The 14,509-nt window shown below is 62.7% G+C and carries 15 protein-coding genes; 4 read left to right on the top strand and 11 right to left on the bottom strand.

Annotation, left to right across the window (positions count from 1 at the left end; all coding sequences use genetic code 11):
* Window positions 1-338 precede the first annotated feature (338 nt).
* Entirely contained in the window at window positions 339-1,049 is a 711-nt protein-coding gene (locus tag LDZ21_RS25990) for a Crp/Fnr family transcriptional regulator (protein WP_244796989.1), read from the top strand.
* On the opposite strand, the gene LDZ21_RS25985 is transcribed toward LDZ21_RS25990, so the two are convergent.
* Genes LDZ21_RS25985 through LDZ21_RS25970 form a run of 4 tightly spaced genes read right to left on the bottom strand, consistent with a single transcriptional unit; the run spans window position 1,046 to window position 5,176 of the window.
* The gene (locus tag LDZ21_RS25985) at window positions 1,046-1,705 is read right to left on the bottom strand and encodes an aspartate/glutamate racemase family protein (RefSeq protein ID WP_244796988.1); all 660 of its coding nucleotides are present in this window, start codon (window positions 1,703-1,705) and stop codon (window positions 1,046-1,048) included. The two genes, LDZ21_RS25990 and LDZ21_RS25985, sit on opposite strands and share 4 nt — an antisense overlap.
* A 29-nt stretch (window positions 1,706-1,734) precedes the next feature.
* On the bottom strand, window positions 1,735-3,258 hold the full coding sequence (locus tag LDZ21_RS25980) for a sugar ABC transporter ATP-binding protein (RefSeq protein WP_244796987.1): 1,524 nt from the start codon (window positions 3,256-3,258) through the stop codon (window positions 1,735-1,737).
* The gene (locus LDZ21_RS25975) at window positions 3,255-4,196 is read right to left on the bottom strand and encodes a sugar-binding protein (protein ID WP_244796986.1); all 942 of its coding nucleotides are present in this window, start codon (window positions 4,194-4,196) and stop codon (window positions 3,255-3,257) included. Before LDZ21_RS25975 ends, LDZ21_RS25980 begins: the two co-directional genes overlap by 4 nt.
* A gap of 29 nt (window positions 4,197-4,225) precedes the next feature.
* Complete coding sequence (locus tag LDZ21_RS25970; RefSeq protein WP_244797307.1) at window positions 4,226-5,176, bottom strand: ABC transporter permease; 951 nt, start codon at window positions 5,174-5,176, stop codon at window positions 4,226-4,228.
* A gap of 255 nt (window positions 5,177-5,431) precedes the next feature.
* Between LDZ21_RS25970 and LDZ21_RS25965 the strand changes: the two genes are divergently transcribed.
* A complete protein-coding gene (locus LDZ21_RS25965) occupies window positions 5,432-6,325 on the top strand; it encodes an NAD-dependent epimerase/dehydratase family protein (RefSeq protein ID WP_244796985.1) in 894 nt (297 codons plus the stop codon).
* Window positions 6,326-6,332: 7 nt separating this feature from the next.
* Here LDZ21_RS25965 and LDZ21_RS25960 read toward each other — a convergent pair whose 3' ends face one another.
* The 7 genes from LDZ21_RS25960 to LDZ21_RS25930 form a co-directional block, all read right to left on the bottom strand.
* A complete protein-coding gene (locus tag LDZ21_RS25960; RefSeq protein ID WP_244796984.1) occupies window positions 6,333-6,884 on the bottom strand; it encodes an Ohr family peroxiredoxin in 552 nt (183 codons plus the stop codon).
* A gap of 20 nt (window positions 6,885-6,904) precedes the next feature.
* On the bottom strand, window positions 6,905-7,666 hold the full coding sequence (locus tag LDZ21_RS25955) for an SDR family oxidoreductase (protein ID WP_244796983.1): 762 nt from the start codon (window positions 7,664-7,666) through the stop codon (window positions 6,905-6,907).
* 173 nt (window positions 7,667-7,839) lie between these two features.
* Window positions 7,840-8,838 (bottom strand): LysR family transcriptional regulator, encoded by a 999-nt coding sequence (locus LDZ21_RS25950; RefSeq protein ID WP_244796982.1) that lies wholly within the window; start codon window positions 8,836-8,838, stop codon window positions 7,840-7,842.
* 119 nt (window positions 8,839-8,957) lie between these two features.
* Window positions 8,958-9,353, bottom strand: a complete 396-nt coding sequence (locus LDZ21_RS25945) for a cupin domain-containing protein (RefSeq protein WP_035966390.1) — start codon at window positions 9,351-9,353, stop codon at window positions 8,958-8,960.
* 25 nt (window positions 9,354-9,378) lie between these two features.
* Window positions 9,379-9,858 (bottom strand): carboxymuconolactone decarboxylase family protein, encoded by a 480-nt coding sequence (locus LDZ21_RS25940; protein ID WP_244796981.1) that lies wholly within the window; start codon window positions 9,856-9,858, stop codon window positions 9,379-9,381.
* A 165-nt stretch (window positions 9,859-10,023) separates the two neighbouring features.
* Window positions 10,024-10,944 carry an RNA polymerase sigma-70 factor gene (locus LDZ21_RS25935; protein WP_244796980.1) on the bottom strand — a complete coding sequence of 307 codons (921 nt, stop codon included), beginning with the start codon at window positions 10,942-10,944 and terminating at the stop codon, window positions 10,024-10,026.
* Between the two features lie 123 nt (window positions 10,945-11,067).
* The gene (locus tag LDZ21_RS25930; RefSeq protein ID WP_244796979.1) at window positions 11,068-11,997 is read right to left on the bottom strand and encodes an MBL fold metallo-hydrolase; all 930 of its coding nucleotides are present in this window, start codon (window positions 11,995-11,997) and stop codon (window positions 11,068-11,070) included.
* Between the two features lie 353 nt (window positions 11,998-12,350).
* Between LDZ21_RS25930 and tcuC the strand changes: the two genes are divergently transcribed.
* Window positions 12,351-13,646, top strand: a complete 1,296-nt coding sequence (tcuC, locus tag LDZ21_RS25925; RefSeq protein ID WP_244796978.1) for an MFS transporter — start codon at window positions 12,351-12,353, stop codon at window positions 13,644-13,646.
* Between the two features lie 56 nt (window positions 13,647-13,702).
* The gene (locus LDZ21_RS25920) at window positions 13,703-14,485 is read left to right on the top strand and encodes a substrate-binding domain-containing protein (RefSeq protein ID WP_244796977.1); all 783 of its coding nucleotides are present in this window, start codon (window positions 13,703-13,705) and stop codon (window positions 14,483-14,485) included.
* Window positions 14,486-14,509: the final 24 nt, after the last annotated feature.

Genomic DNA, 14,509 nt, shown 5'->3' with positions numbered 1-14,509 from the left:
CTCGCAAGTGGCCCGGCGTCAAATATACATCAGACGTCTGATGTTCTTGCTAGGACTTTCCCGTAGGCGCGTCGCGGCCGAATCGGGCGTTTTTCTTTCGCGGGCGCAGCAATTTTGCGAGCGAATCATTGACTCTGCTTGCGTCGCGAGCCTGTCGCAATGCAATAACGCGCGTTGCCTTCGCCGATGACAATGCGCGGTAAAACACACTCGCAGCCCAAGCGCGCGAAATCGTTCGATGTGTAGAATGGGCGCGTCCTGAAGCAAGGCTCCTCGTGCGCCGATTACAAAGCGCGCGGAAAGAGAGCCCATAGCAAGGAAACCTTAAGGAGACGGCAATGTGGTTTGTCGGCAAGAGCGAACTGCTTTCTCTCATCCAGCGACATTGCCTCGACGAGGTCATGCCCGCCTTCAGCGACCATCGCACGCTGCGCAAGAACAGCATCGTTTATCGTCCGGACGAATCCAGCGAGCATGTTTATCTGCTCAAGAGCGGCAGCGTCAGACTGTATCGGCTGACGGAAGACGGTCAGGAGATCACGCTGGCGTTCGTCAAGGCCGGCATGATCTTCGGCGATGGCGACGTGCTCAATCAGGCCAACTATTCGCATCATGCGCAGACGCTTGCGCCGAGCATGGTCTGCTATATCCGCAAGCAGGACTTCAAGCACCTGCTCGCGCGCTATGACGTCATCAATCAGTTCGTGTTGCGCAATCACTATCTGCGCTGGCAGGAAGCGCAGCAATTGATCGAGAACCTCTCGCTGCACGACGTGCGCAAGCGGCTGACCAACATCCTCGTGATGTTCTCGGGACAGGTCGGCACCGCCTGTGACTACGCCGATCACGGCGATGCGATTCTCATCGACTTGCCGATCGCGCAGGACAAGCTCGCGGAATTCATCGGCACGTCGCGCGAATCGGTGAACCGGCACTTCAGCGATCTTCGGGCCGAAGGTCTCGTCGATATGCGCGAACGGAAGATCGTGCTGACGCCGGCATTCGTTTCGCGCTTCATCGGCAAGACGCACGCGCTCGCGGCTGTCTAGGCGCTCTGTGCGAGTGCGCGCCTGACTGCGGCCACGCCGCTTTGCGGACTCGACAGCACCGGCACGGGCAGCGTGCCGAGCGCGGCGAGCAGCCGCGCCATCGACACTTGCGCGAGCACGGCCACGTCGACACGGTCGGCAAGCTCGATGATCGCGCGTTTCACGATGTCGTCATGGCGCGCGGCATCTCCCGCAAGCAGCGCCTCGAATGCGCCTTGCGCGATGCATTCGGTCACCTCGATCTCGCGTCCGTGCTCGGCCGCTTTCCTGCGGATGAGACGGACCGTCGGTTCGAGCGTGGTCGACACCGTTGCCACCACGCCGATACGCGCACCGAGCGCGCTCGCTTCCTCGGCCATGGCTTCGTCCACCTTGACGATGGGCGTTCGAATGAGTCCGCGCAGCACATCCGTCGCCTCGCCGACCGACGAGCACGCATTCAGGATGATGTCCGCGCCCATATCCTGCGCGCTCGACATATAACCGTAGAGACGCCGGGTCACTTCGGGTGTCAGGCGGCCGGCTGCGCGCACGTCGACGAGCAGGCTGTCATCCACGATGTTGACGACACGCGCATCCGGCATCTGCTGCGCGAATTGCGCCTTGAGCGGCTCGACGGTCACGGGTCCGGTATGCACAACGACGATCTTGGTCATGTTTGGCTCAAACGTTGTTCGGTTGAAAATCAGGCCGTGGCTAGCGCCATTACTTTTTCCTGCGATGCTTGAGCGCGTTGCAGCTCGCCGCTGATGCGCCCTTCGCGCACGGTCAGAATGCGGTCGCTCACGGCCAGCACTTCGAGCAGATCCGACGAGATCACGATCACGCCGATGCCTTGCGCCGCAAGCCGCGCAATGAGCGCATGCACTTCGGCCTTGGCGCCCACGTCGATGCCACGGGTGGGTTCATCGACGATCAGCACCTTCGGATTGCGCGCCACCCATTTGGCGATGACGACCTTCTGCTGATTGCCGCCGCTCAGATTCACGACTTTCTGCTCGACGCCGGGCGTCTTGATGCCGAGCATCCGCACGTATTCCATGCAGCTCGCACGCTCGCGCGCGTGCTGCACGAACTGAAACGGCGAATAGCGCGAGAGATGCGTGAGACTGAAGTTCTCGCGCACGCTCATGCCGAGCACGAGGCCCTGCGCCTTGCGATCCTCGGTGACGAAGCCGATGCCCGCGCGAATCGCGTCATGCGGATTGCGTATCGCGACCGGAACGCCTTCCATCAAAATCGACCCGGTCGATGGACGCATGCCGAAGATCATCTCCATGATCTCGGTGCGTCCCGAGCCGACCAGCCCCGCAATGCCCAGCACTTCTCCGCGATGCAGCGTGAAGCTGATATCGCGAATGCGCGCGTCGGCGGCCTTCTTCTGCCTGAGCGTAAGGTTGCGCACTTCGAGCACCCGCTCCTCGCTCGCGTGCGATTGCGGCTCGCCGTATAGCTCGCTCAGTTCGCGGTCCACCATCTGGCGCACGAGCGTTTCGCGCGTGACCTGCGCGATCGGCATCGTGCTGACAGTGCGGCCATCGCGCAGCACCGTCACGCGATCCGCAAGCTCGAAGATCTCTTCGAGCCGGTGCGAGATGTACACGACCGCAATGCCTCGCTCCCGCAGGCGCTTGACGAGTCCGAGCAGCACGCTCGTCTCGTGATGACTGAGCGATGCAGTCGGCTCGTCCATCACGATGACTTTCGACTGCGCGGACAGCGCCTTCGCGATCTCGATCATCTGCCGCTGGCCGACGCTCAGTTCGCTGACGCGCGTGGCCGGATCGACGTCCATGTCGATCATCTCGAGAACATCGCGCGCCTCGCGATACATGCGCGCCCGATCGATCAGGCCAAAGCGTGTACGCGGCTCCGTCGCGAGAAAGATGTTCTCGCCGACCGTCAGATTTTCGACGACCGCCAGTTCCTGATAAATGATGTTGATGCCGAGCGCACGCGCATGGTTGTTGTCGGCGATCGTCACTTCGCGTCCTTCCACGACGATGACGCCGCCCGGGTCCGGCGCATACACGCCCGTCAGCACCTTCATGAGCGTGCTCTTGCCCGCGCCGTTTTCGCCCGCCAGCGCGAGCACTTCGCCACGGTGAATTTCGAGATCGACGCGGTCGAGCGCCTTCACGCCGGGAAACGTCCTCGAGATGCCGCGCATCGTCAGAAAGGGCTGCGGGCGATCGCCGGCGGACGTCATTTCGTGTAGCTGCCGATGTTGTCCTTCGTCACCACCGTGACGCCCGTGTCGATGTCCTTCTCCTGCGTCTCCTTGCCCTGGATCTGCGCGACGAGATGTTGAACCGCGAGCGAGCCCATCGTCACCGGACGCTGCACCATGATCCCCTGGATATAGCCTTCTTTCAGGCCCTTGAGCGTATCCGGCAGATCGTCGAAGGCGAGCACCTGGAGCTTGCCCTTCATTGCGCCGAATTCCTTCGTGTTGAGCACCTTCGCCACTGCCGGTCCGCCGACCTGACTCACGCCGAAGATGCCGTTGAGATCCGGATGCGCGCGCAGCGTCGTTTCCACGACCGAGACGCCGCGCGCCAGGTCGTCATCCGTGCCCTGCGTCTCGACGATCTTGATGCCCGGATACTTCGCCAGGCCCTTCTTGATGCCCGTGATGCGCTCGTTGAGATTCACCGCGCCGAGCTGCCCGGTGATGATCGCGACTTCGCCCTTGCCGTTCAATGCGTGGCCCATGGTGTCGGCCATCGTCTCGCCGGCCTGCACGTTGTTCGTGCCGATGTACATCGAACGGCCGCTCTTGGGCGAATCGGAATCGTAAGTCAGCACTTTCACGCCGCTTTGAGCCGCGCGCTTCATCACGCTCTCGACCGACTTCGGCTCGTTCACCGAAATGGCGATGCCGTCCACATGACGCGATATCAGGTCCTCGATGATCTGCACCTGCGTGGAGCCCTGCGTGTTCTGCGGCACGACCCATTGATACTTGACGCCGGCCTTGTCCGCCGCGGACTGCGCGCCCTTGTTGCAGTCGTCGAAGAACGGCACGGCCACCTTCGGGATGACCGCCACCGAAATGTCCTTCGCTTCCTTCGCATTGGCTGCGCTACCGAACGCGGCGCACAGTGCGAACATCATGCTCGCGATGATCCTTGGCGTGGTTTTCATGCTTGTCTCCTTATTGGAATGAACAGGAATCAACGTCCCTTGCGGCGCACGCGCCAGATGTCGATGCTGACTGCGATCAGAATCACGCAGCCGGTAATGGCCTGCTGCGCATAGGTATCGATGTTGAGAAGCACCACCCCGTTGGTGATGATGCCGGCGAGCGCCGCGCCGATGATCGCGCCTTCGACGCTGCCCGCGCCGCCCGAAAGGCTCGCGCCGCCGATAGCCGCCGCCGCGATCACGTCGAGTTCCGCGCCGAAGCCCGAGGCGGGTTCTGCCGACACGAAGCGCGAGAACGCGATGACGCCCGCCATCGACGCGATCAATCCGGACAGCACATAGGCTGCAAACTTGACGCGAGCGGTTCGCACGCCCGACAGCCGCGCGGCCACTTCGTTGCCGCCTGTCGCATAGACATGACGGCCGAAGCGCGTCTGACGCATGACGACGGAGAACACCACGGTCATCGCGAGCAGAATGACGACGGGGAACGGCACGAAGCCGACATAGCCCTGGCCGATGAAGGTGAACGGATCGGGCACGTCCGGCGTGACCGGCACGCCCTTGGTGATGATGTACATCAACCCGCGCCCGATGGACAACGTGCCCAGCGTCGCGATGAAGGGCGGCAACTGAATCCACGTGATCATGATGCCGTTGAAGCTGCCGGCGATCACGCCCACGGCAAGCCCCGACAGCACCGCGACGAATGCGGACAGGCCGTGCTGAAACGCGAGCGCGGTAACGAGCGACGACAGGCCCATGACGGAGCCGACCGACAGATCGATGCCGCCCGTGATGATGACGAGCATCATGCCGATCGACATGAGCGCGACCAGCGAGAACGAGCGGAACACGCCCATCAGGTTGTTGGTGGTGAGGAAATACGGCGAGAAGAAGCTGATCAGCAGGCCCACCAGCAACAGCACCGACAGCACGTTCAACTCGCGGATGCGCAGACAGGCGCGCAGGAACTCGATGCCGCGCGGCGATTGCGCCCGCGGCTTGTCTGACGCTTTGTTCGACGATAAGTCGCTCACCGGTCCACCTCCGTTTTTACTGAGGCCGATGATAGGCGCGCGGCAAGCGTGAAATCTGTGACGCGCGTCATAGTCGGATATCGGGGTCGACCCGTAGACGAACACGCACGCCGCTATGACGCGCGTCACAGAAATCGAACGCGAAGCAAGGCTACGATGAGTTCACACAGTGTCGAACTCAAAAGGAGCCACAGCATGACGAAGCGAGTGATTGTGACGGGCGGCAGCGGGCTGGCCGGCAAGTGGGTGGTGGAAGATCTGGTTGCGCACGGCTATGAAGTGCTGAACGTGGACCGCGTGCCGATGGCGAAGGGCACCGCGAGAACGCTCATCACCGACATCACCGATGCGGGACAGGTCTTCAACGCGCTCGCCTCGACGACGACGCCCAAGGAATTCGATGACGACATCGAGCCGAAGCCGATCGACGCCATCGTGCATTTCGCGGCTATCCCGCGCATTCTCGTCACGACGGACAACGAGGTTTTCCGCATCAACGTGATGGGCACCTACAACATCCTCGATGCGGCGTCGAAGCTCGGCATCAAGAAGGTGATTGTCGCGTCGAGCGAGACGACGTATGGCGTGGTGTTCGCGCACCGGCATCGCGATCCCGTGTACTTTCCGCTCGATGAAGAGTATCCCGTCGATCCGATGGACAGCTATGCCACGTCCAAGGTCATCAACGAAGTGACGGCGAAGGCGTTCCATGCGCGCACCGGCGCGGACATCTATTGCTTTCGCATCGGCAACGTGCTCGATCCCGCCGACTACCAGAAATTCCCGACGTGGCTCGCTGACCCCGCGTTGCGAAAGCGCATCGCGTGGAGCTATATCGACGGGCGCGATCTCGCGACGGCGGCGCGTCTCGCCGTCGAGAAAGACGGGTTGGGTTTTCAGGTGATGAACGTCGCCGCCGACGACGTGTCGTCCGATCTGCCCACGGCCGAGTTGCTCAAGCGGTTTTATCCAAACGTGCCGGTCAAAAAGGAATTGAGCGAATTCGAAACGCTGCTCAGTAACGAAAAGCTCAAAGGTTCACTGGGCTGGCAGCAGGCGTACAAGTGGCGCGAGCAGGTCGCGAAGTAAGCCGCGTTCAGTCCGCACGCCGGCCGGATGTTCCGATGCGGGCGGCGTCGGGCAGTTCTTCGTCAGGCGATGCCAGCCTGACGACATTCACGATGCCCTGCCGCGCCATCTTGGCGTACGGGCAGAACCGCTCGGTGTTGCGAACCAGCGCACGGGCGAGTTCCCGCTCGACGCCCGGCAGATGCACGCAGATATCGGCTGCCAGCATGAAGAGGCCGTCCATTGGATCGCGTGAAAAGCTGATCGTCGCTACGACCGCCGCACCGTTCGTCTTCACGCCTTCTCTCGCCGCCAGAAGGATCAACGCGCCGTGAAAGCACGCTGCGTAGCCGGCGGCGAAAAGCTGTTCCGGATTGGTGCCGCCACCGGAGCCGCCGAGTTCGGCAGGCAGGCGCAGATGCACGTTCAGGTTGCCGTCATCCGAACGTGCGATGCCTGAAGCGCGGCCGTGCCCGGCGTCGCCGCCCGAAACGGTGACGGACGTCGAATACAGCTCGCGCGGGTCCTGTCCGTGGAACTTGTCGAGCAATGATGTCGGCGGCGGGCGCAAGGAGGCCATGAATAGAACTGTCGCTCCGGTCAGTGCGCTGCTGCGGCACGGGAACGGGCGAACCACGCGTCGAACCCGATGCTCCCAAGCCGGGGATCAGCGCCCGGTACCAGCGTGTCGTCGTCCAGTTTTGCTCCGAAGTAGCGGGTCTGAGCGTCCTCGATGGCCTTGCGCGGATCACCGGTTGCAACGAGGTAGCGTCGAACCAGTTCGGTGAGCCGCATCCGCTCGGGGCCTGCCACTTCGACCATGCCATTGAGCGGCGCCGCGAGCGCGTGATCCGCCACGGCCAGTGCGATATCGTCGGATGCGATCGGCTGAATGTCGGCGGGCGAGAGCCGCACCGTATCGCCGTCGGCACCCGCTTGCACAATGCCGCCGATGAACTCGAAGAACTGCGTCGAACGCACGATCGTGTACGGCACGCCCGACTCGCGGATGAGCTTCTCTTGCGCGATCTTTGCGCGAAAGTAGCCGCTCTCAGTCAGCCGGTCGGTGCCGACCACGGACAGCGCAACGTGATGAGCGACGCCCGCCGCCCTTTCGGCCGCAAAGAGGTTGCGGCCCGAGGTTTCGAAGAACGTCAGCACCGCTTCGTCTTCGAACGACGGCGAGTTGGCGACATCGACGACGACGTGTGCGCCTGTCAGCACTTCGGCAAGACCTTCGCCCGTGAGGGTATCGACACCCGAAGATGGCGATGCCGCGATGGTTTCGTGACCACGCGCGCGCAGATGACCGACGACCTTCGCGCCAATCAGCCCGCTACCGCCAATGACGACGATTTTCATGATGTTTCCTCGATGACTTCGAAGCGGCATGGAGCCGCGCCAGCGCCGCCTGATTCGCGCTGCCCTTCGTGCGGACCGGTGTTGCGACCGGCCAACGTACAAGACGAATGGTAGGCGTCGAATGTGCGGTTCAGAAGACCCGTTCGAGGACTCGCACCGTTGCCAATGCGGCATCAATCGCTCGGTTGGCCAAGTGGCAGGGCATCGAGGCAATCGAGATCGAGCGCGCGTATCTGCTCGGTCATGTAATCGACGAACACGCGAATGCGCGCCGGCAAGTGCTTCCGGCTGAGATAGCACAGGTAGTGACCGCTGTCATCGGGCGCATCTTGCGACAGGCACGTCACGAGGCGTCCGTCGCGCAACGCATCGCAGACCTGAAACGCCGCAAGCTGCGCAAGACCTTGTCCGGCGTGCACCGCTTGCAGGACGAGCTCCGGGCAGTTGAACGTGTGGTACGCGCCCGGCATCACCTTGCAAGGGCGGCCGTCCACCTTGAACTGCCACTCGGCGATTCGCCCGGACGCGGCCCGCAGGTTGATGCAACGATGCGCGCCCAGTTCGGCGACATCGCGCGGCAAGCCGTGTTCGCGGGCATAGTCAGGCGATGCACAGACCAGCATTTGCATCGGGATAAGCTGCCGTGCAACGATCCGACTGTCTTCCATGCGGCCATCGCGGAAGGCGACGTCGATCCCATCCGTCGTGAAGTTCACGGGATGATCGTCCAGTACGAGTTCGAGCGATATGTCGGGGTACGTCTCGTGGAATCCGCGCAGAAGCGGCGCGACGATGGCGCGACCGAAGCACGTCGTAGAACAGATGCGCAGGCGGCCACGCGGCGGGCCGTTTCGCAACTCGCGCATCTCTTCCAGTGCCTGAACGATTCGCTCGACACCCGGATGGCAATGCTCATAGAAGAGCTCGCCTTCGCGCGTGAGCGATGTGCTGCGCGTCGTCCTCAGGAAAAGCCGCGCGTCGAGTTGTGCTTCGAGCTTTTGAACGTTACGGCTGACGGCGGATCGGCCGATGCCGAGGCGGTCGCCCGCCTTCGCGAAACTGCCTTCGCTCGCCACGGCAAGGAAAGCGACCACGCCTGCGTAGCTCGTCGCGAAACTGCTGGCGAGCGAATCATCGCTGACCGGCGGAGACGGAAGTTGAGTGATTGACATGAGTTTGCCCGTATCGAAGAAAGCACATCCACAAGACGTCCGATACGAGCAAGTTGTGACACCGCCCGCCATTTTTTCTCTGACGGGCGTGCCGGTGAATCACTGCGTGACTGCGGGCTTCATTTCACGGGTATCAGCACAGGCGCTTTCTCGTCCTTCAGCAACAGAACGAGAAACCTCGCCGGCTTGGTGTCGCTGGCGTTGCGGCCAACCGTATGAACATCGTTCGGGCCTTCATAGAACGTTTGTCCGGGCGTCAGAGTCACTTCCTTGCCTCCCTTGACACCCATTACGATCGAACCCTCCAGCACGTAGATGAACCCGTGCGCGCGATGAACGTGAACGGGATCGACGGCGCCCGGCGGATAATCGACCGTGATCATCAATGCTTCCTTGCCGGGATAGTCAGGCAACGGCTGCTCCATCACCGGCGTCACGACCGCTTCGGGCGCAGCCTGCACGAGCGGCGCGCAAGCCAGCAGCGCGAGGCAAGCGGCTTTCTTCAGTATGGACATGAGGTCCTCCGTTCGCAGCGCACGCTCAGGTCAGGTTGGCTTTCTCGAGTCCGAAAGCCTTGTCGGACGAGCCCGGTTCGGTTCTGAACGCCACGTTCATGCGGTTCCAGCCGTTGATCTCCACCACCTTGAACGTCAGCTCCGACAGCTCCTGTTCGGTGAACTGCGTGCGAACGCGTTCATAGACTTCGTCGGGAACGCCGTGCTCGGGGAGTTTCGTCAGCACTTCGGTCCACGCCAGCGCGGCGCGCTCGCGTGCGGAAAACAAGGTCGATTCGCGCCAGATCGCCACATGGTGGAGACGCAATGCGCGCTCGCCGTGAATCGTCGCTTGCTTGACGTGCATGTCGACACAGAAGCCGCAGCCGTTCATCTGTGACGCCCGCAGCGCGATCAGTTCGGAGACGGATTTCTCGATGCTGCCTTCATGCGTTGCCATGCTGAAGGCGATGAACCGCTTGAAGAGTTCCGGCGATTGTTGCACGTAGTTGATGCGTTGGCTCATGGTTGCTCCAGTCGAAAGTATCGTTCGATGCCTTGGTTCAAGGCACCGGCGCGTCGATACGCACGGAGACCATCGTAGTGAACGGCGACCGGCTTCGAAAGCCACGGGCGCGGACTCACGCTGTTGATCGAGCCGCAACAAACGTGACGTCACGACCTGCAGCGTCTAGCAACCGCCGAAGGTCGCAGCAAGCCGCACGAGCTTCTCCGGGTTGCGCTGCACCTGAATGCGGACGATGCGTTCGCCGTCCGTCTCGTACGATTGTGCGGATTCGAGCTGGCCATCGATGAAGCGCAGAAGCGCCCACTGGCCGTTGAGCACAGCCAGTTCGATGCGCAACTGATCCTTGAACCGAAGCTGCGCCGCATAGAACAACTGCGCAATGCGCCGCCCGCCTTCCATCGGTTTCGGGAAGCTCGGCACGCGCCCGCCGCCGTCGCCGATTAGCGTCGCATCGTCGGCGAGCATGCTGTGGATTCCGGCGAAGTCTCCTTTCTGAAGCGCCTCGGCGAACTGCGTCAGCAAGCGCAGATGAATCTCTCGCGGAACGGACAGTCGCGGACGGCTTTCGCGTAGCTGGTTCTTGGCGCGGCTCACCAGTTGGCGGCAGGCCGCCTCGGTCTTTCCCAATGTAGCGGCCACTTCGTCGTAGTCGACGTCGAACACTTCGCGCAGCAGAAACGCGGCGCGCGCCTCGGGCGTCAGACGTTCGAGAAGCATCAGGAACGCCACGGAAATATCGTCCGCGCGTTCGCGTATCTGTTCGGGGGTATGCGGGGCGTCGGTAGCCTGCGGCTCCGGCAACCAGATGCCCGCATAGTGTTCGCGCTGTACCTTGGCCGCGCGCAAGCGGTCGATGGACAGCCGAGTGGTGACAGCGACGAGCCACGCCTCGCCGTTGTCGATTTGCGTGCGATCCGCGCCGTACCAACGCAGCCAGGCGTCCTGCACCACGTCTTCCGCTTCCGCGACCGACGACAGCATCCGATAGGCGATGCCCTGAAGACGCGAGCGCAACCGGTCGAATGTGCGCGTCGCATCGTCCACGTTTTCAGGGGAGGAAGACGGTGAGACGGCTTTCTTCATCGCTCATGGCCCTATGGTTCGACAACGGCATTGCGCGAACGCCGACGCTCGCCCCTGAAGAATAGCAGCGAACCGGAGCCGTTCATGCGCAGACGGGACGCCGAGCCCGCGTTCATTGCCGACTCAGTAATCCCACACGACGGGCACGGAACGAAAGCGATCGCCGTCCCTCGCAATGTGACAGACGGACGGGAACCCGACATGGGCTGCGGCCAGCAGCGCACCGGTTTCGGCCGCTTCGTCGAGCAGCGCAATACGCACGTCCCTCGCCTTTTCGGGATCGTGCTCGAAGCCGTTCTGCCAATCGGGGTGATCGAAATTCACTTCGAAGATCGCGTCGCCGACGAACGTCAGTTTCTCGCCCTTCGATGCGACGTCCACGACGCAGTGCCCCGGCGTATGCCCGCCGGTCACGCGAGCCGACACGCCCGGCGCAACGTTCACCGTCCGGTCGAAGGGCACGACGTTTTCGCCATAGAGCTGCATGAACTTCGCGGCGGCCTTGCGCAGCGCGGGCGGGACCGCTTCCGGCATCACCGTCTTGCTGAAGTCGGGATTCTTCCAGAACGCCACTTCCGCCGCCGCGACGTGAATACGCACATCGGGACGCAGTTTGGCCCTGACGCCGTCGACATTGAGGCCGCCCACGTGATCCATGTGCATATGCGTGATGACGATGTCGGTGAGTGCCGCCAGGTCGATGCCAGCCGATTCGAGGCGTCTCACCGACTGACCTGCGCGCGCGAAGTACTCGAAGCCGTCGCCGACGCCCGAGTCGATCAGGATCAGATGTTCGCCGCTACGAACGAGCGCGACGTTCAGCGCCCAGTCGAACGTGTCGCGTTGCAGGAAGCGGCCGTCGAACCATTCGTTGCGGTCCGCTTCGCTCACGTTGGTGGACATGGTGGAAGTCGGCAGCGGCAGAACGCCATCGCTGATCAGAACGACGTCGACGTCGCCCACGCGCACGGCATAGCGGGAAGACACGAGTTCGCCTGATCCTTCCTTGCCGAGATCGACGGTGACGGGCTGCACATCTCTGGTCGTTTTCATATTCAGTAATCCTCTTCGGTAAGTGCGGCGATGCGCACGGGTCACGAGTGTTCGCGAGCACGATCACGTCTTGCGGCGCGCTTCGTTTTTCCGCGCCGCGATCGTGTGGCCGATTGTAGTGACGGGCTTCCATCGCCAGTAGCGTCCTCGACGCGCACAGGGTGTTGTCCCGGCGACAACAATGGCCGACGCATTTAGCGCGTGACCAGGCGCGGCAGCGAAGCCGATTGATAACCGTACAACATCAATCGTTCCGAAAATCGCACTTATCGTTCAGACGGTCCCGGGAGAATATGGCGAAAAACACAGTCGACCAGACACCGCGTACTTTCTGCATTTCAGGAGACACCTCGATGCACCCTTCATCTAGTCTTCCCCCCGGGCATTCAAAGGCCGCCGCGGTTTTCCGCGTCACGGCCGGGAATTTCCTCGAACAGTTCGACTTCTTTCTGTTTGGCTTCTACGCCACGCAGATCGCCAACGTGTTCTTTCCCGCGCAGAGCGAGTTCGCCTCGTTGATGATGACGTTCGCCGTGTTCGGCGCCGGCTTCCTGATGCGGCCGCTGGGCGCCATCGTGCTGGGCGCTTACATCGACGAAGTGGGCCGCCGCAAGGGCCTCATCGTCACGCTCTCGATCATGGCGAGCGGGACCATCCTCATTGCGTTCGTGCCGGGATACGCCACCATCGGCCTGTTTGCGCCCGCGCTCGTGCTGTTCGGGCGGCTGCTGCAAGGTTTCTCGGCAGGCGCGGAGCTGGGCGGCGTATCGGTGTATCTCGCCGAAATGGCGACGCCGGGCCGCAAAGGCTTCTTCACGAGCTGGCAGTCCGCGAGCCAGCAGGTGGCGATCGTCGTCGCGGCGGGCCTCGGCTTCGCCCTCAATCAATGGCTGACCGCACCGGCGATCGCCGCGTGGGGCTGGCGCGTGCCGTTCTTCGTCGGCTGCATGATCGTGCCGTTCATCTTCATGCTGCGCCGCAACCTCGAGGAAACGCAGGAGTTCAAGGCGCGCCGGCATCGTCCGGGCATGAAGGAAGTGTTCGGCACGCTCGCTCAGAACTGGACCGTCGTCCTCGCCGGCATGATGCTGGTCGCGATGACCACCACCAGCTTCTACCTCATCACGGTCTACGCGCCGACCTTCGGCAAGACGGTGCTGCACCTGACCACCGCCGACAGCCTGCTCGTGACGCTGTGCGTCGGCGTATCCAACTTCGTGTGGCTGCCGATCGGCGGCGCGCTCTCCGACCGCATCGGCCGCCGTCCGCTTCTCGTCGGCATGACCGTGCTCGCGATGGCGACCGCGTATCCGGCGCTGTCGCTGCTCGCTCACGCGCCGAGCTTCCTCAACATGCTGTTCGTGCTGCTCTGGCTCTCGTTCATGTACGGCATCTATAACGGTGCGATGGTCGTCGCGCTCACGGAAGTCATGCCGGTGCACGTGCGCGTTGCTGGCTTCTCGCTCGCCTACAGCCTCGCCACGGCGGTGTTCGGAGGCTTCACGCCGGTCATCTCGACGGGGCTGATTCATATGACCGGCGACAAGGCCGCGCCCGGCTACTGGATGACGTTTGCCGCAGCCTGTGCGCTACTGGCGACGTTCGCGCTCTATCGACGCCGCGCGGCGACACTGACTCCGGCGCACTGAAGCGCAATCCCTTCCGCACGCTTCTGGACACACACGACCCTGCACGAATCACGACCATGAGAAAACTGCTTCTGAAACTCGGCGCGGCAACGCTCGTCGCAACCTCGGCCGCCGCGTCGAACGTGCAGGCTGCCGACCTGCACGTGATGAGCTCCGGCGGCTTCACAGCGGCATACAAGGTGCTCGGGCCCAAGTTTGCGTCGCAGACGGACAATACGCTCGAGACCGCGCTCGGTCCGTCGATGGGCAAATCGCCCGAAGCGATTCCCAACCGGCTCGGACGCGGCGAGCCTGCAGACGCCGTCATCATGGTCGGCTACGCACTCGACGAGTTGATCAAGGAAGGCAAGGTGATACCCGGATCGCGAGTCGAACTGGCCGATTCGCGCATCGGCATGGTCGTGCGCGAAGGCGCGCCGAAGCCGGACATCGGCTCGGTCGATGCCCTCAGGCAGACCCTGCTGAATGCGAAGTCGATCGCCTACTCGGACAGCGCGAGCGGCGTCTATATCGAGCGGGAGCTGTTCAAGAAGCTCGGCATCGAGGATCAGGTAAAGCCGAAAGCGAAGATGATTCCGCGTATTCCGGTGGCGTCCGTGGTGGCGAACGGCGACTACGAGATCGGCTTCCAGCAGGTCAGCGAACTGCTGCCCGTGCAGGGCGCGGCCTTCGCCGGAAAGATTCCCGAGTCTTTGCAGTCCGTGACGCGCTTCGCCGCGGGCATCCCCGTCGGCGCGCAGCATCCGAAGGAAGCGAAGGCGCTGCTCGACTATCTCGCTTCGCCCGATGTGCAAGCGGAAGTGAAATCGACCGGACTGGATTCCGTCGCCGCACACTGACGCAGACCATCGGCCACGCGCGCC

Source organism: Caballeronia grimmiae (assembly GCF_022879615.1).
Lineage (GTDB): Bacteria > Pseudomonadota > Gammaproteobacteria > Burkholderiales > Burkholderiaceae > Caballeronia > Caballeronia grimmiae.
The sequence above is the reverse complement of the archived record's forward strand: the minus strand, read 5'-3'. Positions and strand labels throughout refer to the sequence as shown.